22 protein-coding genes are annotated in these 21,174 nt (G+C 55.7%); 4 read left to right on the forward strand and 18 right to left on the reverse strand.

Going from position 1 to position 21,174, the window contains the following annotated elements; translation table 11 throughout:
* Window positions 1-224 precede the first annotated feature (224 nt).
* On the forward strand, window positions 225-1,298 hold the full coding sequence (locus tag DU000_RS10705; protein WP_114403402.1) for an NAD(P)H-dependent flavin oxidoreductase: 1,074 nt from the start codon (window positions 225-227) through the stop codon (window positions 1,296-1,298).
* A 24-nt stretch (window positions 1,299-1,322) separates the two neighbouring features.
* On the opposite strand, the gene DU000_RS10710 is transcribed toward DU000_RS10705, so the two are convergent.
* From DU000_RS10710 to DU000_RS10720, 3 genes are all read right to left on the reverse strand, one after another.
* Complete coding sequence (locus DU000_RS10710; RefSeq protein WP_147267006.1) at window positions 1,323-2,906, reverse strand: methyl-accepting chemotaxis protein; 1,584 nt, start codon at window positions 2,904-2,906, stop codon at window positions 1,323-1,325.
* Window positions 2,907-2,990: 84 nt separating this feature from the next.
* Window positions 2,991-3,914, reverse strand: coding sequence for a glutaminase (locus DU000_RS10715; RefSeq protein WP_114403404.1), 924 nt, complete (start codon window positions 3,912-3,914; stop codon window positions 2,991-2,993).
* A gap of 26 nt (window positions 3,915-3,940) precedes the next feature.
* Complete coding sequence (locus tag DU000_RS10720) at window positions 3,941-5,206, reverse strand: Y-family DNA polymerase (protein ID WP_114403405.1); 1,266 nt, start codon at window positions 5,204-5,206, stop codon at window positions 3,941-3,943.
* Window positions 5,207-5,274: 68 nt separating this feature from the next.
* On the opposite strand from DU000_RS10720, the gene DU000_RS10725 reads away from it, so the two are divergent.
* Both DU000_RS10725 and DU000_RS10730 read left to right on the forward strand, forming a co-directional pair.
* Entirely contained in the window at window positions 5,275-6,222 is a 948-nt protein-coding gene (locus DU000_RS10725; protein ID WP_147267007.1) for a DUF6279 family lipoprotein, read from the forward strand.
* A gap of 238 nt (window positions 6,223-6,460) precedes the next feature.
* The gene (locus tag DU000_RS10730) at window positions 6,461-6,997 is read left to right on the forward strand and encodes a hypothetical protein (RefSeq protein ID WP_147267008.1); all 537 of its coding nucleotides are present in this window, start codon (window positions 6,461-6,463) and stop codon (window positions 6,995-6,997) included.
* A 102-nt stretch (window positions 6,998-7,099) separates the two neighbouring features.
* Here the strand turns inward: DU000_RS10730 and DU000_RS12690 are convergent, their stop codons facing one another.
* The 13 genes from DU000_RS12690 to gspG all read right to left on the reverse strand — a co-directional run bounded on the left by DU000_RS12690 (window position 7,100) and on the right by gspG (window position 19,142).
* Entirely contained in the window at window positions 7,100-7,318 is a 219-nt protein-coding gene (locus tag DU000_RS12690) for a hypothetical protein (RefSeq protein ID WP_147267009.1), read from the reverse strand.
* A gap of 101 nt (window positions 7,319-7,419) precedes the next feature.
* Window positions 7,420-8,166 carry an alpha/beta fold hydrolase gene (locus DU000_RS10735; RefSeq protein ID WP_114403408.1) on the reverse strand — a complete coding sequence of 249 codons (747 nt, stop codon included), beginning with the start codon at window positions 8,164-8,166 and terminating at the stop codon, window positions 7,420-7,422.
* The gene (gspF, locus tag DU000_RS10740; RefSeq protein WP_114403409.1) at window positions 8,163-9,389 is read right to left on the reverse strand and encodes a type II secretion system inner membrane protein GspF; all 1,227 of its coding nucleotides are present in this window, start codon (window positions 9,387-9,389) and stop codon (window positions 8,163-8,165) included. The genes DU000_RS10735 and gspF overlap by 4 nt, the downstream gene beginning before the upstream one ends.
* A gap of 3 nt (window positions 9,390-9,392) precedes the next feature.
* Complete coding sequence (gene gspE / locus DU000_RS10745; RefSeq protein ID WP_114403410.1) at window positions 9,393-10,886, reverse strand: type II secretion system ATPase GspE; 1,494 nt, start codon at window positions 10,884-10,886, stop codon at window positions 9,393-9,395.
* Window positions 10,887-10,899: 13 nt separating this feature from the next.
* Window positions 10,900-13,191 carry a type II secretion system secretin GspD gene (gspD, locus tag DU000_RS10750; protein ID WP_114403489.1) on the reverse strand — a complete coding sequence of 764 codons (2,292 nt, stop codon included), beginning with the start codon at window positions 13,189-13,191 and terminating at the stop codon, window positions 10,900-10,902.
* Between the two features lie 15 nt (window positions 13,192-13,206).
* Entirely contained in the window at window positions 13,207-13,980 is a 774-nt protein-coding gene (gene gspN / locus DU000_RS10755; protein WP_158529690.1) for a type II secretion system protein N, read from the reverse strand.
* Between the two features lie 4 nt (window positions 13,981-13,984).
* Window positions 13,985-14,557 (reverse strand): type II secretion system protein GspM, encoded by a 573-nt coding sequence (gspM, locus tag DU000_RS10760; RefSeq protein ID WP_114403412.1) that lies wholly within the window; start codon window positions 14,555-14,557, stop codon window positions 13,985-13,987.
* Window positions 14,554-15,894, reverse strand: coding sequence for a type II secretion system protein GspL (gene gspL / locus DU000_RS10765; RefSeq protein WP_158529691.1), 1,341 nt, complete (start codon window positions 15,892-15,894; stop codon window positions 14,554-14,556). The genes gspM and gspL overlap by 4 nt, the downstream gene beginning before the upstream one ends.
* Window positions 15,891-16,877 carry a type II secretion system minor pseudopilin GspK gene (gene gspK / locus DU000_RS10770; protein WP_114403414.1) on the reverse strand — a complete coding sequence of 329 codons (987 nt, stop codon included), beginning with the start codon at window positions 16,875-16,877 and terminating at the stop codon, window positions 15,891-15,893. The genes gspL and gspK overlap by 4 nt, the downstream gene beginning before the upstream one ends.
* A complete protein-coding gene (locus DU000_RS10775; RefSeq protein WP_114403415.1) occupies window positions 16,874-17,668 on the reverse strand; it encodes a PulJ/GspJ family protein in 795 nt (264 codons plus the stop codon). Before DU000_RS10775 ends, gspK begins: the two co-directional genes overlap by 4 nt.
* Window positions 17,668-18,054 (reverse strand): type II secretion system minor pseudopilin GspI, encoded by a 387-nt coding sequence (gene gspI / locus DU000_RS10780; protein WP_114403416.1) that lies wholly within the window; start codon window positions 18,052-18,054, stop codon window positions 17,668-17,670. The genes DU000_RS10775 and gspI overlap by 1 nt, the downstream gene beginning before the upstream one ends.
* Window positions 18,051-18,641: a prepilin-type N-terminal cleavage/methylation domain-containing protein gene (locus tag DU000_RS10785; protein ID WP_114403417.1), complete on the reverse strand. Its 591-nt coding sequence runs from the start codon at window positions 18,639-18,641 to the stop codon at window positions 18,051-18,053. Before DU000_RS10785 ends, gspI begins: the two co-directional genes overlap by 4 nt.
* Window positions 18,642-18,662: 21 nt before the next feature.
* Complete coding sequence (gene gspG / locus DU000_RS10790; RefSeq protein ID WP_114403418.1) at window positions 18,663-19,142, reverse strand: type II secretion system major pseudopilin GspG; 480 nt, start codon at window positions 19,140-19,142, stop codon at window positions 18,663-18,665.
* Between the two features lie 105 nt (window positions 19,143-19,247).
* Here gspG and DU000_RS10795 point away from each other — a divergent pair, with 105 nt between their 5' ends.
* Entirely contained in the window at window positions 19,248-19,709 is a 462-nt protein-coding gene (locus tag DU000_RS10795; protein ID WP_158529692.1) for a type II secretion system protein N, read from the forward strand.
* A gap of 61 nt (window positions 19,710-19,770) precedes the next feature.
* Here the strand turns inward: DU000_RS10795 and DU000_RS10800 are convergent, their stop codons facing one another.
* Entirely contained in the window at window positions 19,771-20,097 is a 327-nt protein-coding gene (locus tag DU000_RS10800) for a PsiF family protein (RefSeq protein WP_114403420.1), read from the reverse strand.
* Between the two features lie 123 nt (window positions 20,098-20,220).
* A complete protein-coding gene (hprK, locus tag DU000_RS10805) occupies window positions 20,221-21,168 on the reverse strand; it encodes an HPr(Ser) kinase/phosphatase (RefSeq protein ID WP_114403421.1) in 948 nt (315 codons plus the stop codon).
* Window positions 21,169-21,174: the final 6 nt, after the last annotated feature.

The following is a 21,174-nucleotide window of genomic DNA, read 5'->3' on the forward strand; positions in this document are numbered from 1 at the left end:
CTGACACATTGCGATCGCCATGACGCTGCTTGCACGCTCTCATCACGACACAGGTTGGCATATTATGGCGATTTACTGGCTGGAACGCCAATGCGGCGTTAAGCGCCACGATACGCGCAGGAGGCGTGATGGCTGACTACCAAAATTTCAGTGCAGTCCGCGTTTCATTTCGTGTCATCGTGGCTTATTGATCTTAGGAAACACCGCTTCTTTATCGCTAGCTCATGACACGCTCTACTCACCCAAAAATCCAGCGCTTTTGTGAACGCTTTGGTCTGCAGGCCCCGATTTTGTTGGCACCTATGGCAGGGCTTTCTCCCCCGGCTTTGTCTATCGCGGTGATGCAAGCCGGTGGCATGGGGGCGTGTGGCGCCTTACTCATGTCGCCCGCAGCCATCGCAGATTGGGCTACGGCTGTCCGTACGCAACACAGTGGCCCTTTCAACATGAACTTATGGATTCCTGACCCCGCTCCCGTCCGGGATCGGGCCCATGAACAACGCCTGCGCGATTTCCTCGGTCACTGGGGGCCAGCCCTCGGCCCCGATGCGGGCGACGCGACACCCCCTGATTTTCAGGCACAGTGTGAAGCTATGTTGGCCGTCCGACCCGCTGTCATTTCGTCGGTGATGGGTCTTTACCCACCCGACTTCGTCGCCGCCCTCAAAGCGGCTGGGATGACCTGGTTTGCGAACGTGTCGACTGTGACGGAAGCCCTGGCGGCACAGGCGGCTGGGGCTGAGGTGATTGTGGCGCAAGGGATGGAAGCTGGCGGCCATCGCGGTTGCTTTGATGCGCAGCAGGCAGAAAGTCAGTTGGTTGGCCTGTTCGCCCTGCTACCGGCGATTGTCGATGCGGTAACGCTGCCTGTCGTTGCCACAGGCGGCATTGCGGATGCACGCGGTATCGCCGCCGCCATTGCGTTGGGGGCCAGCGCGGTACAAATCGGCTCTGGCTTTATGCGCTGCCCCGAAGCCCAGCTGCCTGGCGCTTGGGCGGCGGCGATGGCGCACGCCAAGCCTGAGGACACCGTCTTAACCCGCGCCTTTAGCGGACGGGCGGGGCGCAGTTTAATCACCGAGTATGTGCGCGCCAGCCAGGCAGACAATGCACCACAACCCGCGCCGTATCCCGTCCAGCGGAGCCTGACGCGTGCGATGCGTGAAGCAGCGATTCAGCACAATACCCTAGCGGGGATGCAAGCCTGGGCTGGCCAAGCCAGCTACCTAGCCCAAGCCAAACCCGCCCAGCAGCACTTAACCGAGCTCTGGGCTGACGCACAACGCTTGATGCCTTAGGGAATAGCTCAGGCTGCTGGCCCCTTAACTCGCATTGCGGGCGCTGACTTCTTGCAAATGTGCCGCCAATCCCGCTAATTGATTGGCTGCAGTCGCAACTTGGTGCACACTGAGCCCGTTTTCTTCGGCGCTACGCGAAATTTTTTCAATATCTTGTGCAATCGTTTCGCTGGTATGCGCCTGCTCTTCAATCGTACTATTTAAACTGTCGATACCTTGATTGGTCATTTCAAACAAGGCAGACACATTTGACAGGGTGTTGGCGACGGCATCCATCGCCTGCTTTCCTGTCGCCAGAAAATCGAGTGAATACGTAACCGACTGCTTCACCCCGGTTGCGCCCTGCACGATCTTATTGGTGATTTGACTGATTTCCCCAGCAGCTTCCGAGGATTTAATGGCCAAGGAACGTACTTCGTCAGCCACCACCGCAAAGCCCCGGCCTTGCTCACCGGCGCGGGCCGCTTCGATTGCTGCATTGAGCGCTAACAAGTTAGTTTGTTTGGCTAATTCTGTGACCTGCTGCACCATACGATTAATCGCCTGGGTATCGGTATCGAACTGATTTGCCGCTGTTGAAATCGACTCGACGGTGGTCGCGACCGTATGAATTTTTTCCTGTAGCGCTTGCGTGGCGACCATCCCTTCCCGCATTTTCTGTACGCTTTCATTGGCAGCCGTGCTGACTTCTCTGACGCCATCGGCGACCGAACGCACGCTGACGGCAAATTCTTCAATACTGGCCGCCGTGCGCATCACCGAATCGTGTTGCTCTTCCGTATTTTGCGCGACTTGATGGGCTGCAGTTTGTAGCGACTGCGACGATTGCATGACGTCTCGCGCCTGCTCCAAGACATCGCGGGCTGTGCCACGGTTGGTTAGCATCAGGGCGTTATAAACCCGCGCCAGATGGGCAATTTCTGAATCCCCCTGCGCGGCTTCTTGAATCCGCTGAAATTGCCCGGTCGCTTGCATCGCCATCATTGTCTGGGTAATTGCTGCCAATGGCTGCAATACCCAATGCTGTAAAGCCCCAAACAAAGCCCCTGTCGCCACCAGACCAACCAGAAACAGCAACCACAATGGCCCGCCCAAAGCAGCACAAAGTAAGACGGCCATGCCACCCGCGGCACCGATTGCCGCCATGCGCGTTGCGATGCTGTGCAGCCAAAACTTCTTGGGTTTGCTGCGTGCGGGTTGCATCCCTAGCAGGCGATAGCGCGCCTCGGCTTGCTGCACTTGCTCCCGGCTGGGTTTGGTACGGACTGAAACATAGCCAGTGATTTGGCCCAGTGCATCCGCCACTGGCGTGACGTTCGCCTCAACCCAATAATGATCGCCATTTTTGCAGCGATTTTTAACAATGCCGTTCCATAGGCGTCCCGCCTGGATGGAAGCCCACATATCAGCAAAGGCGGCAGGCGGCATGTCTGGATGCCGCAAGATATTGTGTGGCTGGCCGATTAACTCTTCTTTACTGTAGCCACTGATGTCGATGAAATCGGTGTTGGCATCAAGGATCCGCCCCTTGTCATCACTGGTCGAAATAATAATGGCCCCATCACGATACACATGCTCTTGTTGGGTGACTGGTGTATTTTTGCGCACGACAACACTCCCGCTTCGATTATGGCTTCTTGTGTTATCGACCGATCCCAGCAAAGTTTGAGGTCGGCAACCGCGAATCTTGCCCTAAAAAAGGGATTCGCCGGTGCGGGTTGTTAACCACTCTAGCGCCAACATACCTGCATGCGAGTTACCGCTGGGTGCGAGTGCTGGCGACCAGACACAGACTGTCCAGTGCCCGGGCAGCACAGCAACAATACCGCCACCCACCCCGCTTTTAGCCGGCAACCCAACCCGATAAGCAAATTCGCCCGCAGCATCATAGGTTCCACACGTCAGCATCAACGCCGTCAACCGTTTCGCCGAGCTAGTATCCAGAATCTCTTTCTCCAACCAGGGCGCACGCCCCTGATTGGCGAGGAAAGCCACTGCATACGCCAAATCGACACAAGACATTTCAATTGCACAATGGCGGCAATAAGCATGAATCACCTGTTCTGGCTGATTTTCCAGGTTACCGAAACTTTTCATAAAGTGGGTCATCGCCAAATTACGGTGGCCGGTTTGAATTTCTGACTGGGCAACCTGGGGGTTGTATGCGAGGTCTGCTGTGTTAGCCAAGCGCCGGAGAAATTGCACCAAAGCTTGCTCGGGCTGCACAAAGCGACTGGTGAGAATATCGGTGACCACCAGCGCACCGGCATTAATAAAAGGGTTTCGTGGAATTCCGTTTTCGACTTCTAATTGCACCAAGGAATTAAAGGCTGTTCCAGAAGGCTCGCGCCCTACCCGTTGCCATAAATATTCGCCCATTAACTGAAAAGCCAAGGTCGTGGAGAATAATTTGGAGATCGATTGAATCGAAAACCGTTGCTGTGCCTGTCCGACTTGATAGAGTTGATTGGTCGGCAGATGATAGAGCGCCATGCCAAAAGCCCTGGGGTCAGCCGCCGCCAGCTCGGGAATATAGGTAGCGACTTGGCCCTGACCTAACTCAGGTTGAATATCTGCCGCAATCGACGCCAGGATTGCTTGGTAGTTGGTGGTCATCGGTTCTCCTTGGGATGCCGCCCATTTTAAGCCTCTGTCTCGATATCGGGAATCCGATTAAAGGCAATTCGCATCGGTGCGCTATCGCGACTGTGATGGGCGCTGCCAAAATACACGGTATTTTTACCAAAGCGCTGATTCAAACGATCTAACACAGCCGCCACATCAGGTCTCGTGGTCGGCTGCTCAAACAAATCCGCTGTGGTTTGGTGAGGCTGGCGCAAGCCAAATAAGCCAATCCCAACCTTAAGCGGCTGGCGCTTCTGCTGTGCCAACATGAGAAAATCTTTGTCCCATAAGTCACGCAAAGTAGCGAGCAAAGCGGGCGTGCTATTGGTCGCCGCAAAACGAATTTCTGCACTCCATTTATGCCGATCGACCATGCGGACACCAAGATACATCGCCGTCGCCAACAAATTTTCCTTGCGTAACCGCATCGCTGCTTTTTGCATAAGCCGATCCAGCACGCCCAAGGCGCCCGCCAAGGTTCTTTCATGCGGCGGGAGCACATGCGAATGGGTAATAGATTGCCGCTCACGGGCGGGTAAGCGGCGCTCCAGCCCGCGCAGGCGATCATAAAAATCCAAGCCAGCCACCCCACCCCAAATAATTCGCATTTGCGCGGGATTCAGTTGCCATAATTGGCCGATTGAATGCACGCCATAGGCAGCCAACCGCTGCGCCATGCGGGGGCCGATGCCGCTGAGACGCTGCGCGGGCAGCGCGGCAATTTTTGCAGGCAAATCTTGAGCCTGCAAGATAACAAGGCCGTCTGGTTTTTGCATTTCAGAGGCTAATTTGGCTAGCAATCCATTCGGCGCAATGCCCACCGACGTACGCATGCAGGCCCCCAGCTCATCACAAATGGCTTCCTTAAGTTGCACCCCGATTTGCCGTGCCCGGCTGGGTGACTGCCAGCGGGCCGGTAAAGCGCAACGCATTTCATCAATCGACAACACCTCCTGCAACGGCACCACCTGATCAATCACCTTTAAGGCGCGCTGGTGAAACTCGACATAAACCGCGTGCCGCGCCTCGATCAACACTAGCTCAGGACAAAGACGGCGCGCTTGGGCCACACCGACCCCGGTCGTTACGCCAAACGCCTTGGCCTCATAGCTCGCCGCAATACAACAGGTGCTGTCGGCCATCAAGGGCACAACCGCAACCGGCCGGCCCCGTAAGTTTTTATCTAATTGCTGCTCAACAGAGGCAAAGTAGGCATTAAAATCCAGCAATAAGTACCCTAATGTCTCTTGGGGCGCGGCCCCTAACCAGGCGTCACCAGTCATTCTCACTCCAATATACTGTTTTTATATACAGTATATTGGAGAAATTACTTTTTGCCCAAGCGGTTGCTATGATGACTCAACTTTTCCGTTTCGCGCCGCTGTGGCTCACGCGCTGGGGTGCCCCCTGTACGCGCTCTGCTAGGCGCTGGCACTTCGCAGGATTGCTAGTGCTTACTTTGGGCCTGACAGGCTGCAGTGCCGTAAAGCTCACTTACCAAAATTTGGATACGCTTATTCTCTTTTGGCTCAATCGTTATGTGGCGCTAGATGGCTCGCAGGAAACCTGGGCAAAAGAACGGATCACACAATACTTGCAGTGGCATCGGCAAACCCAGCTCCCGCTCTATGTCACCCAACTTGAGAGCCTGCAACTGCAATTACAACAAGGGGACGTTAAACTGGCCGATGCGCGGCGGCTGAATCAAACCTTGCGCCAGTTTGGCGTCACCCTGCTTGAGCAAGCCTTACCCGATTTGGTTGAGCTCAGTTTCCGCTTACGGCCCGAGCAACTAACGCAACTGGAACAGCGCTTTCAAAAAGACAACAAAACTTATCGCCAAACTTTTTTAGCTCCCCCTCCGGCGGAGCGCCTGCAAGCACGTGCTGAAAAAATGCTTGACCGCATCGGTTGGTTGGTCGATCTCAACCGGTCACAGGCCCAAGAGATTCGTCAACTCACCGCACAGTATCCGGTTAATCTTTTCACACCGCTCGAAGAGCGCCAAGCCCGCCAACAAGAGGTGTTGGATCTCCTGCGGCAAGTTCAACAAGGCAATCTCGATCGTGAGCAAACGAAGCAGCGCCTACACCATCTCTTCCAAGCGGTACCCTTACTCAGCCAGGATGAGGGACGGCGCAATATTTTGCGCGACAACGTGGAAAAAAATCTCTTGATTACCCAAGCGACACTCGCCCTGCTCACGCCGGAGCAGCGCCAGCAAAGCGCTAAGAAGCTTGCAAACTGGGCACGTGATCTGCGTGATCTGCAGCGAGAAGGCCAAGGGGCGACACGGTAATAGGCGGGGTAGCAGCCGCTGTTACTCCAGCGCAAAACTAGCTCTGTTGCTTTTTTTAAAATGATTTCTGTTAAAGATCAAAGGTTAGCCTTCTCATATCCAAAAGATATATCAAAAATCACTTTGACCAACTTACGCAATCGGAAAACTGCGGTTTTTTATAAAATTGGCGACACCATGTTTAAGGTTGTGCCTGGCATTAATGAATCATATTTCTCGTTAAAAATTGGCAATCTTGATGGTGTCGCGGAAAGGAATAGAAATGGTCAGTGGCAATTTGGTACTAAATAAAATTTTGCTAGGGCTGTGCTTGCTAGTCTTTAATGTGGCCGCAATGGCAGACTCTGCATGTGACAAGCCGATTGAGGACTTACGAACCTGGGCAAAAACACCGGCCCCAAACTTGCATATTCTCGGTGAAACCTATGATGAAAAAATGGTTTATTACTCAGTGGTGTATATCGAAGGGCTGCGAGAAAGACAGGTCTATATCAAAACTATTTTCTTGAGCAAGATTGGCTGTGCTATGGAGGAAACTAGAGTTGGCCTAGATGAAAAAAGATTTTTAGTGTCTCGGAAATCGAAAGCGAACTGTGAATCTGATCATTCGCTTTATAACAAAAAGGTTGTTGGCGATTATTTTTATTATCAAGACAAATATAGTCACATTATTTTAGAGCATGATGAACGTTATCTACGGGCTCCTGCCAGCAAGAAGGACTGTTATTTTTTATGGCAGCATCTCTATAAACCTTTGAGTGTTTACAACAAATAATTGCGTGATTGGATGACAAATCCAAGTGCGCCAATCTCTAGAGGAAAGTAATCAAGCTTGGTTGACACAGAGAGGGTGTCAGTAACGCTTTAGATGTCTAGGCTATTGGTGGTCGTCATCGGGTCGGCGTGGTGAAAGGCGCGACGTTCGTCGAACAGGAATGGGAGTGAGGCCGCGAATCCCCAAAGATTGGCTGCCATAGACCAACGGCAACCACAAGACGATTAATAACAGAGCAAGGAAAAAAACGCCCCACTCAGCAGCGCCTAGTGTGGCAAGCAGCAAAGCAGTAGCGGCATAAGGGAAGTGGCTTCTTAACATGGCCTTCTCCTAAAAATCCCAACGGGCTATTGTGTACGACTGTAATTCAATTTACGGCATATTGATACCCTGCCCAAGGTGGAATTCACCGTAATTCACACTCAGAGAAAGTTAGCGCCGTGCGTTGTCAGCCACCTTATCCACAGCGCACGCCAGACCACCCAGTTATGCCCACCCGGCTGGGTTAAACGCTGAGCGGCGGGGATGAGGGGGTGTAAGGTCTCCAGTGCTGGGGCAAAACGGTCTCCTTCACCATATAAAAGAAATAACGTAGGCGTGGGCGTTGCCCGGTGTAAGTACCCTTGTAAAAAAGGCCAGATGTAGCGCTCGTCTCGCTCGTTTAAATCAGCAGGGCGGCGCCAATAGGCTAACCCCCCTGCCGCTGCAATCCCGTCTAAACTGGCTTCACTGCCGAGGTACGGCGCGAAAAGGATCAAGCAACGAGCCTGTGTTGGGTGTTTTGCGGCGTAAAGCAAGGCACCGAATCCGCCCAATGACACGCCCAAGAGGCAAACTTGACGATAGCCGCGCTGCTGGGCGTGCGCCATGATGTCGGCTTGCATCCTTGGCAAAAAAAGGCGTTGCTGATAATAAGGAAAAGACATGTCAACGGACCACACATCCACCCGCGCTGCCAAGGCTGGCTGTGCCCGGAGCGCGGCCAGCAAGCCCTGCTGAGCGAAACTCGCAGCGCTATCGCCAACGCCGGGTAAGACAATCAGCAGTGTCTTTTCTGCCTCGGGCAATGCAGACTGCGCAGGATAGGCGAGATAAGGCACCGGGGTTGGCGGCAGCGTGGTGCAAGCAGCGAGACAGCACATCAGGAAGCCGCAGCACAACCGTTTCATCGGATCATCTGATTGATTTCAATAATTGGCAGCAGGACCGCCAGCACAATAATGAGCACAATCAAGCCCATGCCTAAGATCAAGACCGGTTCGAGTAGTTGGGTTAACAATACCGCCCGCCGTTCGACTTCTTGGCGCTGGCCGGCTGCGGCCCGATCCAGCATGGCGGGCAGTTGTCCGGTGGCCTCGCCACTGCCGATCATGTGGACCAACACAGGCGGAAAGGCTTTATGTTCGCCCAGCGCGCGGGCGAGTGAGCTGCCTTCACGAACCCGCTGCGCGGCCTGTGCAACGCGTTCTTGCAGCCAGCGATTACTGAGGGTTTCCCCCCCTGCCTGTAACGCCCGCAAAAGCGGCACCCCACTGCCCACCAAAATCGCCAATGTACTCGCAAAATGCGCAGTATTGCTGGCGTTGAGTAGCTTGCCCAGTACCGGGGCGCGTAACAACCAATGATGCCAGCGTAACCGTAACGCCGGTCGCTGTAAGAGTTGCCGAGCAGTGATGGCCGCCGCCACGATCATCAAACCAATCATCCAGCCGTAATGTCGCAAGAAGTCACTGACCGCAATCAAGGCGACCGTGAGCCAAGGTAAGGTTTGTTTGGTGCTGGTGAAGACTTGAACGATCTGAGGAACGACATAGGTCATCAACGCCAGCACCACGAGTAACGACACCACCGTGACAATCGCCGGATAGGTAAACGCCATCACCACTTTCTGGGTCAACGCACCACGCGCTTCGAGATAGTCGGCCAAACGCTCTAGGACACCCGCAAGCTGTCCTGAGGCCTCCCCAGCGGCCACCAAGGCGCACATTAACGCGGGGAAATCGCGTGGGTAGCGCCCTAAGGCTTCCGCTAGGCTGTGTCCGGCTAACACCTCACTGCGCACGGCGGCCAAGCGCTCGGCCAAAATAGCCGACTCGGCTTGCTCGACCAGCACCGCCAAGGCGCGCTCAAGCGGTAACCCGGCGGTTAATAGACTGGCGAGCTGGCGCACCGCCAAAGTCCGCTGATGGGCGCTCAGGCGGGGGCCAAAGAGGGTGGCAGCGCGCTGCCCGCCGCTTGTGCCCGTAGCGCTGGCGCCAAGCGGTTCAACAGACAACACCGTCAAGCCACGCGCACGCAACACGTTGCGGGCCTGCTTCAGGCTGTCGGCATCGACATGGCCCTGCTCGGTTTGTTGATTGGCTGCGAGCGCCTGGTAGCGGTAACTTGGCATGCCTTAATCGCGCGTAACGCGCACCACTTCGGCTTCGCTGGTCAGCCCGGTTTGCACCCAACGCATGCCATCATCCCGCAGGCTGCGCATCCCCTGTTGCAGGGCCAGTTGACGAATAGCGCTTTCGGCGGCACGTTCATGAATCAAGTCGCGCAAGCTTTCCGTGACGCCTAGCAGCTCATGAATGCCGGTACGGCCTTGGTAGCCGGTGTGATTGCAGGCATCGCAGCCAGGGGCATGCCAGTTGCCGTGGGCATCTTGGCGCTTGCATTCGATACATAATTTGCGCACCAGCCGCTGTGACAGTACACCGAGCAAACTGGAGGCAAGTAGAAATGGTTCAATCCCCATATCCACCATCCGTGTAATGGCACTGGGGGCATCGTTGGTGTGTAGCGTTGCCAAAACCAAATGGCCGGTCAGTGAGGCTTGCACAGCAATTTGTGCAGTTTCTAGATCTCGAATCTCACCAATCATCACAACATCTGGATCCTGCCGCAAAATAGCCCGCAAGGTTTTGGCAAAGGTCAGGTCGATTTTTGGGTTAACCTGGGTTTGCCCAATCCCGGGCAGTTCGTATTCAATCGGGTCTTCAACGGTCATGATGTTGCTGACAGTGGCATCTAACCGCTGCAACATGGCATAGAGCGTGGTCGTTTTACCTGAACCTGTCGGGCCAGTAACCAGAATAATGCCGTGGGGTTGCCGTACCAAGTCGTCAATTTTTTGTAGCGTGTCGTCGTGCATCCCCAGGTGGGTCAGGCTCAGCATTTCACGACTTTTTTCGAGCAACCGTAAGACTGCACGCTCACTTTGCTGCTGTACGTTACCGACTGGCAGCGTCGATACCCGAACATCAATCGCCCGCCCGCCAATCCGCAACGTAATGCGCCCATCTTGGGGCAAACGCTTTTCGGCAATATCCAGGCTGGCCATAATTTTCAAGCGCGAAATCAGCGCGGCATGTAAGGCGCGCTTTGGCCGCACGATATCTCGCAGCATCCCATCAACCCGAAACCGGACGACGGAATGAGTCTCGAATGGCTCAATATGAATATCGGAAGCGCCTTCACGCGCCGCTTCAGTCAAAAGGGCATTCAGCATGCGGATAATCGGCGCATCATCTGCTGTCTCCAGGAGGTCTTCTACCTCGGGGATTTCCTGCAGCAAGCGCGAAAGGTCGAGGTCGCTTTCCACGTTTTCGACGACACTGGCCGCGGAATCTTCTTGGCCTTCATAGGCTTGCTGTAGTGCTTGTTGCCACTCTTCTGCGGCAAGCTGTTGTAACGCTAGCGGGCCATATTCGCGCTGCACTTCGGCCAACACGGCCAGGTTACTTTCTGGATGGACCCAAGCTTGGTAATGTGTTTCATGCTGGACGGCCAACAAAATGCCGTGCGCCCGCGCAAACGCAAACGGTAGGCGCCGGGCAATGTGAGGCTGCAAGCGTTCCAGTGGGGGCAGCGTTGCAGATAGCGCAAGCGGGGCAGCAAACATGTGGCTTTCTCGCTTAAGGTTGGGCTGGCGCTGGCACCGCGTTGGGCGGGGTGGCGCTATCTGCTTGAGGCGTTAGGGCTGGCTCGGCACTACGCAGAACCGGGGCGGTTTTCAGCTTGAGCTCTTGCAAAATCGGCACGTTATATTCCGGCAATAAGATATTCCGTCCAGGTTTGGTATTCATTTGCTCGGTGCGCATGTAATCGTAGCGATCGGTCACTAAATTATTAACGCCTTCGCTGTTACGAATAATGTAAGGCCGCAAGAAAACCATGAGGTTGGTTTTGCCGCGGCTGCGGGTGTCATAACGAAACAACGACCCTAAGACTGGAATATCGCCCAACAACGGCACTTTGCCGACCCCATCGCGCACGTCATCCTGCACCAGACCACCGATCACAATAATTTGCCCATCATCTACCAACACATTGGATTCAATTGCCCGTTTGTTGGTAACGACACCCGCCGTGCCGGCGTTACTCTGCACGCTGGAGACTTCTTGATACAGCGCCATCCGTACCGTTCCCCCTTCGGAGACTTGCGGCTTCACGCGTAGCGTCAAGCCAACATCGCGTCGTTCAATCGTTTGAAAGGGATTAACAGCGCCCCCTGTGCCACCGGTATTGGTGAATTGCCCGGTCACAAAAGGCACATTCTGACCAATCACAATTTTGGCTTCTTCGTTATCCAAAGTCAGGATATTCGGGGTTGAGAGGATATTTGCTTTGCTATTGCTTTCCAACGCCCGCGCCAATGCGCCCAAGTTGGTAATGGTGCCCAAGCCCGGCAAACTAATTTGCCCTTTCACAAAACCAATATTCAGGCCCCGCCCGGCTGTCCCGACGTTGGTGGCCACATCAATGATATTGCTGCCACTGCCTCTATCGGTAAAGTTGGTGCCGCCTATCGCCTGTACATTGCCGTTATTGATGCCCGACAAGTCCTGCCACTGAATCCCAAACTCTGCCGCCTGTTGAGCCGTGACTTCAACAATCAGTGACTCAACAAAGACTTGGGCGCGGCGAACATCGAGCTTTTCAATGATATTGCGTAGGTTGTTATAGATGGGTTCAGGCGCAGTAATGATGAGGGTGTTGGTGGCCGGGTCAGCTTGCACCATGCCGCCACCTTGCACAGTCGGCAAGCTGCTATTACCAAAGCTCGACGAGGCCCCAGCGCCCAGCGTATTCGCAGTGCCGGCGGCGCCCCCCGTATTCCCCGTGGGGGTTGTCAGCGACGCCGATTGGTTGGCGCTCAGTGCGTTACCCCCCAAGGCATTCATGCTATTGCCGGCCCCCAAGCCACTGGCGCTACTTTCCCCAGACAGCACGGCACGCAAAGTTTGCGCTAAGCGCGTCGCCTCGGCATTTTTTAATGGCACCACCCAGATATTGCCGGGTCTGGCCAAAGGCTGGTCCAAGCGACTCAACAAGGATTTCGCCTGGGCCAAGCGCGTTGGGCTGGCGCTGCGCAGCAGCACGCTATTGCTACGCGTGTCTGCCAAGACGGTAATGCGCTGACTGGCCTCGACTGTCGCCCCACGCTGGCTGTCATCGAGCAAGCGGTTTAAGGTCGTTGCAATATCAACGGCGAGAGCATGTTTCAGCGGAATCGCTTCAACTTCGTTGGTAGAGGGCGCATCTAAGCTAGCAATAATCCGGGCGATGCGCTTGAGGTTTTCAGCATAGTCGGTAATGACCAGCGTATTGTTATTCGGGTACGCCGTAATCGTGTTGTTAGGCGGGATCAGCGGGCGTAAGACGGGCACCAAACCATTGGCTGATTCGTAATTCAAGCGGAATACCTGCGTGATGATTTGATCGCCGCGCTGCCCACCAGACTCACCGGCTTGAATACTTTCGACGGGGCCAGCCTGCAGTTTTGCATCGGCTTCTGGCACGACTCGGCCCAAGCCATTGGCTTCCACAATCGTAAAGCCCTGAACCCGCAAGGCAGAAAGCAAAATATCATAGGCCTCGCGGGGCATCACGGGTTTGGGGGAAACCAGCGTAAGCTGGCCCTTTACGCGCGGATCAACGACAAAGTTTTTGTTCAAGATTGCGCCGACTGCGCGGATAACAGCGTCAATCTCCGCATTAACGAAATTAAGTGTAACTGGCTCGGTCAGGCTTGCGTTTTTCACCGCCTGGCCGCTGGTTTGGCGTGTGGCCGGCTTTGCCACTACCCCCGGAATCAGGCCGTTACTGCCCACCAAAGAAAGCAGTAATAGCCAGTGCAATCCGCGCGGGCGCCGAGGTTGCGGCGTTAGCCCTGATAATCGCTGTGGTTGTTTGCGTTGGCTCATCGTGTTATCACTCATTTAATTACCGATCACAACTTGATTCGGGTCATCGGGATGACGCCGTCCCATAAAATTTAACATGCCCTGCATCATCGCCGCCTGTGATGCGGCCACGGTTGCCTGACCCTGCCAGCGCCAGCGTGTTCCGTCATGCTGAACACTGAGCTGCAATTGCAAGGGTTGCAGTGGGGTTACTCCCGCGCAACTAAAGGCGGGGCGGGGCCACTCGCCCTGGCAAACATAGCTCCCCAGCACCCCGACATTTACCATGCCTGCCTGCGCCTGTTGCCATTCCAAACGCCAAGTTGCGGGCACGCTTGGCGCAGGCGCCGCGCTTGGCGTTACAGGTAACGTGAGCGTGGCCCACTGTAACAGCAATTCACCGGCGGGTTGAATCGTATTCCACGGTGCGCCAAGCTGGTTGAGCCACTGCGCCGGCAAAGCCGCACGCCCAGCCCCGAGTTGGGGGGACTGCCCATAACGCCAGGTTAGGGGAATTGCCCCTTGCCACTGCGCATTGTGGAATGCGACTTGCCATGGCGGCCACAGGCTCTGCCATTCCCAGGTGATGCGCCCTGGCCAATAAGCCCATGACTGTCCCGCCACCGGTCGCCACCCCAGGACGGCACTGCCCTGCCAGAGGGTTCCGCGTACCTCACCCAGCGTCAGCCCCACGCGCTCTAAGGGGAGGCAGGGAATAATCCAGCGCGCCGGGAATCGCGGCACCAGCACCAACAGGCACCCCACCACCAGGGCAGCCACAATCATCCGAAGAGAGAGGCCTGGCTGCATCAGCTTACCTTGCCGCTGGGGTTTGCCCGAGTTGCAAGCGGACCCGGACTTGATCGCCTGTGCCAATGCGCTCGGCCTCCAGCAGCGTTGCCTGCCAGCCATTGGCGGCCGCCAGTTGGAGCCAACTGAATAATTGATTAAAACTGGCTTGTGGCAGATCGATCTGCCAGCCGCGCTGCGCGCCTTGCGTCAACGCACGCACCTCAGCCCCGCGGAGCTGCCCAGCTTTTAAGAGCTGACCTAAACTGGCAGCGCTTAGGTTTTGCCATTCTGGCGAACGCGCAGTGGCCGCTGCCGGTACTGAGACAGGTGTTGCCTGTCCTTGCAGGGTTTTAGCCTGCTCCAACAAACCGAGTACCTGTTCCCCATTGCTACGTTGCATTTGCACGCGCTGGGTGAGTTTCTGTACCCGCTGTTGCACCGGCTGCCAGAAAACAAGCCACACGATCGTTAATAACAGTGCGCCAGCCAAAACAGACAAAGCACGCTGGTTACGTTGATCGAGTGCTTGCCAGCGTTGATACAGAGCTTGGCGCAACGGCTCCAAGCGCACGGCGAGAGAGGTTGTGGACGTCATCGTGTAGCCCCTATTGCTGGCGTCAAGGAGGATGGGTTGGACGCGTCATTCAGATTGCGGGCTGTCGCTGCGCTCTCGGCGGAGGCGGAGGCAGTCAGGTGGCGTAAGGTCACGATAATTTCACTCCCCGTCTGCGCCCCCCAAGTCACTTGTAGCCCTTGGGACTGCCACTGTTGCTGTAGCACTTGGCGCTGCGAGGGCTCTACTTGCGTGGCGACCAGTTTCAACTGGAGTTGCGCGTCCGTATATTGCACAGCCCGTAAGCTGTCTGCCGGTAAGGTCTGTAAGGCGGCTTGCGCGGCGCTGAGAAAACTGATCAGATCGGTCGCCGCGAGTGGCGTAGCGCTGCGGCTTGCCTGCAAGCTTAGTACCGCTTTTTTAACTTGCTCTACAGGCTCATATAAGACGGTGAGTTGCGGAAAAACACCCTGCACCGCCTGTTGCACCTGCTGCGTCAGTTGACGCGAGGTGCGCTCAAGCTGCCAAGCGTAGGCATGCAAGCCAAGCAAATAACTGGCGACCAGACTCGCGGCGAGCCATAGGGGGCGACGCCACACGGCGTAGGTAAACCAGGTGGCGCTTGTGCCAGACTGGCTATAGCGGCCACGCAGAAAATTTGCAGCGCGCAGCCAAGTGGGTAGGATACTTGCGGTGTCATGCTGGCTCAGCCATTGGGCCAGCGAAAATGCAGGCAACGGCTCGCGCTCCGGCGCGGAGGCCGATGAAAAGAAGGCTTCAGGCGTGAAGGCATGCGCCACGCAAATCGGCAGAGTCTGCGGCTGGCACTCGACCCGGTAGAGCGTATCTTGCCATTGGCAGGGTGCTTGGCTGTGTAGCAACAGCGCCCAAGGGCCAACCCAGGCGGCCTGTCGCCCGACCTGTTGCAAGCGTTCCAGCAAATTATTCAACACACCCTTCGGCGTGGCGAGGGTATTGATCCCCGCTACCGGTAATCCACGAATGACGTTCACCTGCCACTGTTCGGGGTCGCTAAGCAAATAAGGTTCGAGCAACCATGGGGCGGCCTGTTGCTGTCTGACCAAGGTTTGTCTGTCACTCACCGCAGTCGGTAGCTCAAGCTGCTGACACACGGTATCGAGCGGGTGCAGGCAGCAGTAAAGCGGGTAATCTTGTGGCAAGCGTCCGAGCTCATGTAAGCCAACGGGCTGCGGCGCACCGATTTGATTACCCTCTTGTAAGTAAAAACGTGCTGCTGCTGACGGGGTCAGATCACCCCACTGGCGGCTGGGAGGAAGTTGTAGCCAGCAGCGGCGCGTGGTCGCCAAGCGCCCCGATGTGTTACCTGGCCGCCCAGCCGTCAATGCTTTTAGGTTCATCGTGCGCGCTCCCATAGCAAGCGGGTATTGCCCGCGTCACGCCAGACTAATGCCTGCCGCGCAAGCGTTAGTTCGCGCCACTGTACCTGTCCGATAATCTCAAAATATTGGCTGCTCACACTAACTTCACTGGGATTAAGTTGTAAAGGGCGATCAGGGAAGCGACTGATCAAGTCGGCCAGATCACGCAAGGCGGCACGTTGGCGTTCTTGCACCAGGCGTTCCGCGCCAGCCATCTCTAACTCGGGAATACGCGCTGCGATTAATGCTGGCGGTGCGGTATTTAGGTTGAGAGGGCTGGGGCCCGGCAAAACGACCAAGTAAGGCTCGATTTTACGCATGGTGGCGGCGTCGAACCCAGAAATTTGTCGTAAATCATCAATATCGGTCAAGATCAAGGGCTGTGCTGTTTCGCCCCCGCCACTCTCGGCGTTGGCTTGGCCCCGCAGCGCACGCGCCAGGCTGTCCGTTAAGCTGGCATTGAGTCCCAAAACTCGCCAGAGGCGGGTTAATGCGGCCAGCTCGGTTGGGTTCAATGCGACGCCTGAGGGAGTCGTGCTGTTACCCGTATTGACCATATACAAATTACGCAAGTTGTAGCGGGCCTGGCTATCGGTAATTTTTCCGCTGAGCCAAGCGGTGTCTGAGTCTGCGGCCACGTCTGTACGCTCAGCGGCATTTTGGCCGCGCGCCAACATGTCATTAACCGGGGTCGGGGCTAAGGCCACCGCCCACGTTTCCCCCCAGTGGTCGGCGCTACTGTTACGGGCATCTTCCTGCAAAATGCGTCGCCCCCAATTAATGCCGGCATCTAAAACCAGTCGGGTCTGCGTCTGGGTTCGCTGCATTTCAACCAAGCGAATCAGCGTCGCTTGTTGACTCAGCAAATAATCAATCAAGATGACCGCCAGCGCCACGATCAACATGGCACTAATGAGGGCGGCACCGCGTACAGCGCCTGGATGGCTTGGACATGCGCTCATGGCCGCCCCAATGAAAATAATCGCTGCACTGGCGCAGTGGCGGGTAGTGTAGCGGGCTGCCCCAGGGGGGCGCCAGCGGCGATGGGGCTGTTATTGGTCGAGGGCCAAAAGCGGACTGCGATGGCATACAGGGGGCTGGGATTCGCCAGGTTTTGCGCTAACGCGCCGCCTGCCAGGCCCGCGGCATTACCGGTAATGCCGGCTCGCGTGCCGGCACCGGCCGTTAAGGCGGCTTGTTGCTGGCGCAATACCTCACTGGCATCCCCTTGATATGCCTCGATCCAGCCGGTATTTGCCATGAACAAGCCGAATTCAAACTTTTGTATGTCGTTTAGGAGCACGCTGCGTGCTTGTGCCAAGGTTTCAGGCGGGGCGGTTTGCGTTGGTGTCGCCGCATCGAGGATACGTCCTAACTGACTGAAAGACCAAGGTAATCGATAACGAATCACTTGTTGTTGTTGCCAATAATATTCCACTCGCTCTAATCGTAAACCTTCCTCAGGGCGGGAGACTTCTCGTAACAAAATCAAGCGCCCTTGCTGATTAAGGCGATCAATCCAGAGCGGCGTAAAAGCCAACCCATGTTTGTCAGGGGTGACCAGGTTTTCCAGGTCTTGCTGCAAGATTTGCATGAAGCGCGTTTGTTCACGCAATTGACTTTGCTGTCGTTGGAGGGCGTCACGCGCCTGTAGCACGCTGCTCAAACCACGAAAGGACAACACGGCCAAAATGGCGAGAATGGCGAGTGCCACTAGCAATTCGAGTAAGGTGAAGCCGGTTTGGCGACGCATTATCGGTCCAGATAGGCAATCAAGGTTGCCAAGCGCGTTGCGCTTGTCTCACCCTGCGGACCATCCACGGCATAGACCCGGATTTCCAGTCGGCGAAAATAGGGGTTCGGCGTTGCGCTGACTTCTTCCTCGCACAGAAGCGCAACCCCTGCTTGTGGGCAGGCTTGCTGGCGCACGCCCAGGGGCGGCCAGAGACGCTGTATTTGCCATTCGACGAGACGGTTTTGCGCGCTCCACAGGGCATATTGACGCAAGCGCAAGTCGCTCATGTTATTGATCAGCGCGCCACTCGATTGCATCGCCACGGTTAAGACGGTGCCCACAAGGAGCAGCGCAACCAATACTTCGATCAGCGTAAAGCCGCTGGTTCGCAAGCGGGATGTCATGATGCGGCCTGCCAACGTACGGCAGCGACGCCATCACCGCTCACCGTTCCCAGCCATTGCACTTGGTCTGGCGTGCGTTGGATACCGAGCCGAATCACAAAAGGTTGTGCTGCGCCCTGGGTGGGGAACACAATCCGGGTTGTCGGTAAGCCATCTTGCCAGGCCAACACTTGGATTGGGGTATCAGCCCCCTGCAGGGGCCAAGGGCGTGGGCGCAGGTAACGCATGTCTGGCGCCCAGCTCTCCAGCGCTTGCCATTCGCGTGTTGCGCCCGAGGAGGCGCCCCCGTTCGGCTGATTCAAGGCCCGCGCTAAGGCCTCGAGGCGCCGCGGATCGACCACAAAACGATAACCCGTTGAGTCTGCTTGCCAAGCGAGTGAGCGCCCCCGCAGCTGTGCCTCTTCTTGACACAAGGACAGCAGGGCCGCCAAACGCTCCCCTTCCAGTTGCACTTGGGTCACGGGATTAGGTTGTGCAGAGAGCGCGGCCATGCTCACTGCAATCCCGAGGATAATCAGGACCACCAGCAACTCAATCAGTGTAAAAGCCGCCTGCCGTGCTATCGGGAGAGACTTACATGTACGCATGAGCGCAATAGCCGAGGCGGTCTATAACTGCCATGAGCCGATATCGGCATCAATACCTTCACCACCAGGTTGGCCATCTGCGCCGTAGCTGACAATATCAATCTCGCCTTTTACCCCGGGATTTAAATACAGATAAGGATTGCCCCACGGGTCTTTCGGCACTTTGTCCAAATATCCCCCGGCTTTCCAATTAAGGGGTTGGGGCCCGGCTGTCGGTTTGCTGACTAAGGCAGCTAAACCTTGTTCCGTTGTCGGGTACCGCTGATTATCGAGACGATAAATTTTAAGGGCCTGCAAAATGGCGCTGATGTCTTGCTTTGCCGCAACGATGCGGGCTTCATCAGGCCGACTTAATACCTTCGGCACCACCAATGCGGCCAAAATACCCAAAATGACAATCACAACCAATACTTCAATCAGGGTAAAACCCCGACTTTGCCGACTTTGGGATAGTCGCGGGCAATGATACTTTTTTTCTTGAGCGGTAAAACGAAGAGCCATGTTGCTTCCCCTTGCGATGGACAATATGAACGAGCAGAATGTTACTATGTAGGATCACCTGCTGTGCGTTGTTTGCGTCGATTTATGCCCTTGTTGAGATTCCCTATGCCGAGCCCACTGACCTTTTCCGTTGCCCGCGCCAGTCGCTTGACTGAGGCTTTGTTATGGTTGGGGTTGGCGGCCTGCCTGACTTTTTGGCTGCTGCGGCTGCTCGACGCCCCCGCCCCCCTGGCAGCCAGTGCGCCAACAATGGCTCTGACGGCACCGCCAGCGCCTAAGCCTGGCAGCTTATTTGGCCCCGCACCGAGCGAACAAACCTTGCAACTCAATCTCAAGGTACTTGGTGTTGTAGCCGGCGTAGCGGGCGGCGGCAGTGCCATTATCAGTGTGGATAATCGGCCCGCAGAAATTTTTCTCGTTGGAGATATTGTCACCGACCAGGCTCAATTAGCGCGGGTCGCGCCAACCGCTATTGAGCTTAGCCAAGGCGGGCAAAATGTCAGTTACCCTGTGCCGCAGTTGCCTGATCCCGGCGCCCTGGTCATTCCTGCCGGTAGCACCCAATAAAATTGCCCCCACAAGCTTGTGGGGGCATTCCAAATCAATACATCGCCAGCAAGACCAGGGGTTAGTCTTTTTTCAGGCACTGCGACATGAATGCCTTGCGGTCATCGCCTTTCAGGGCTTTGGTCTTTGCTTCGGCATTGCAATCGGTCATTTTTTGCTGTTGAGCGGTCTTGCCATCTGCGGGTTTGCTGTCTGCCGGCTTATTGCTTAAACAGCTCGACATAAAGGCCTTGCGGTCATCGCCTTTGAGGGCTTTGGTCTTTGCCTCCGCATTACAATCCGCCATTTTTTGCTGCTGGGCCGTTGGTTCTTTCGCTTCACTGGGCTGCACGATCAACCCTGCACAGCAAATGGTAGCCACATAGATTGCCTGTCGTAATCGTTTCATCACCGCTCCTCTCTGTCCATTGCGCACATGCGCACGCTTAGTCTAGAGCGAAATGGGGGGCGGCGACTAGCAAAAAATCGTTAAATTGTGGTCAGCTAGAACAACAACACGGTCAATGCGGGATTAATTATTTTCATCGGCGAGCATCAGCGCGCGTTGGCGTTGTTGAAAGGATTTCATGGTGTCAATGCCACGCAGGTGCAAGACATAATTGCGGACCGCAGCCTCGATCAAAACAGCCAAGTTGCGGCCTGCAGCGACCGGCAAAATGACTTTATGAATTTGCAATCCCAATACCTCTTGTGCATGATGGTCGAGCGGCAGTCGCTCGAAGTTTTCCTGATCCATCGCTGCTTTGCGAATCAAATGGCAAATCAGCCTTAAGCGCATCTTACGCCGCACAGCCGTTTCGCCAAAAATCGCTTTGATGTCGAGCAAGCCTAACCCACGGACTTCGAGCAAGTTTTGCAGCAAGGGGGGGCAACGCCCCTCGATCGCATCCGGTGCAATCCGCGAAAATTCGACGGCATCATCGGCCACCAAGCCACTGCCACGACTGATCAATTCCAGGCCCAATTCACTTTTACCGAGGCCAGATTCGCCGGAAATTAATACCCCAACCCCCAGCACATCCAAGAAAACCCCGTGCATGAGAACGCGCTCCGCCAAGGTTTTAGACAAGTAGTGCCGCAGCATATCAATGACCGCGCCCGCATCCATCGGCGAGGTGAAGAGGGCTACCTGTTTACGGTTACATAACTCAAGCAGCTCAGGCGGTGGCACGAAACCCTCCGCCACAATCAGGGCCGGGGGGTTGCCGCCAATCAATTCTTCTGTCAGGCCGAGGCGACGCTCGGCATCAAGTTTCTCAAAATAATAAATTTCCTGGTGACCCAATACCTGAACCCGGGTCGGGTGAATCAGGTTTAAGTGACCGACTAAGTCAGCGGGGGCGGTCCCTTCTGCCGCGAATTCAATTTTGCCGCCCTGCAAGCCGCCAACCCAATTTAATTTGAGTGACAGTTCGTTATCTGTAAAAAACCGCTCTACGGTAAGTTGCCGATCCAGCATGCTTAT

Source organism: Parvibium lacunae (genome assembly GCF_003335215.1).
Taxonomy (GTDB): domain Bacteria; phylum Pseudomonadota; class Gammaproteobacteria; order Burkholderiales; family Burkholderiaceae_D; genus Parvibium; species Parvibium lacunae.

Bases quoted from the DNA above. Each gene is read 5' to 3' on its own strand.
- DU000_RS10705 (WP_114403402.1), top strand. From the start codon at position 225: ATGACACGCTCTACTCACCCAAAAATCCAGCGCTTTTGTGAACGCTTT.
- DU000_RS10715 (WP_114403404.1), bottom strand. From the start codon at position 3,914: ATGACCACCAACTACCAAGCAATCCTGGCGTCGATTGCGGCAGATATT.
- DU000_RS10720 (WP_114403405.1), bottom strand. From the start codon at position 5,206: ATGACTGGTGACGCCTGGTTAGGGGCCGCGCCCCAAGAGACATTAGGG.
- DU000_RS10725 (WP_147267007.1), top strand. From the start codon at position 5,275: ATGATGACTCAACTTTTCCGTTTCGCGCCGCTGTGGCTCACGCGCTGG.
- DU000_RS10730 (WP_147267008.1), top strand. From the start codon at position 6,461: ATGGTGTCGCGGAAAGGAATAGAAATGGTCAGTGGCAATTTGGTACTA.
- DU000_RS12690 (WP_147267009.1), bottom strand. From the start codon at position 7,318: ATGTTAAGAAGCCACTTCCCTTATGCCGCTACTGCTTTGCTGCTTGCC.
- DU000_RS10735 (WP_114403408.1), bottom strand. From the start codon at position 8,166: ATGAAACGGTTGTGCTGCGGCTTCCTGATGTGCTGTCTCGCTGCTTGC.
- gspF (WP_114403409.1), bottom strand. From the start codon at position 9,389: ATGCCAAGTTACCGCTACCAGGCGCTCGCAGCCAATCAACAAACCGAG.
- gspE (WP_114403410.1), bottom strand. From the start codon at position 10,886: ATGTTTGCTGCCCCGCTTGCGCTATCTGCAACGCTGCCCCCACTGGAA.
- gspD (WP_114403489.1), bottom strand. From the start codon at position 13,191: ATGAGCCAACGCAAACAACCACAGCGATTATCAGGGCTAACGCCGCAA.
- gspN (WP_158529690.1), bottom strand. From the start codon at position 13,980: ATGCAGCCAGGCCTCTCTCTTCGGATGATTGTGGCTGCCCTGGTGGTG.
- gspM (WP_114403412.1), bottom strand. From the start codon at position 14,557: ATGACGTCCACAACCTCTCTCGCCGTGCGCTTGGAGCCGTTGCGCCAA.
- gspL (WP_158529691.1), bottom strand. From the start codon at position 15,894: ATGAACCTAAAAGCATTGACGGCTGGGCGGCCAGGTAACACATCGGGG.
- gspK (WP_114403414.1), bottom strand. From the start codon at position 16,877: ATGAGCGCATGTCCAAGCCATCCAGGCGCTGTACGCGGTGCCGCCCTC.
- DU000_RS10775 (WP_114403415.1), bottom strand. From the start codon at position 17,668: ATGCGTCGCCAAACCGGCTTCACCTTACTCGAATTGCTAGTGGCACTC.
- gspI (WP_114403416.1), bottom strand. From the start codon at position 18,054: ATGACATCCCGCTTGCGAACCAGCGGCTTTACGCTGATCGAAGTATTG.
- DU000_RS10785 (WP_114403417.1), bottom strand. From the start codon at position 18,641: ATGCGTACATGTAAGTCTCTCCCGATAGCACGGCAGGCGGCTTTTACA.
- gspG (WP_114403418.1), bottom strand. From the start codon at position 19,142: ATGGCTCTTCGTTTTACCGCTCAAGAAAAAAAGTATCATTGCCCGCGA.
- DU000_RS10795 (WP_158529692.1), top strand. From the start codon at position 19,248: ATGCCGAGCCCACTGACCTTTTCCGTTGCCCGCGCCAGTCGCTTGACT.
- DU000_RS10800 (WP_114403420.1), bottom strand. From the start codon at position 20,097: ATGAAACGATTACGACAGGCAATCTATGTGGCTACCATTTGCTGTGCA.
- hprK (WP_114403421.1), bottom strand. From the start codon at position 21,168: ATGCTGGATCGGCAACTTACCGTAGAGCGGTTTTTTACAGATAACGAA.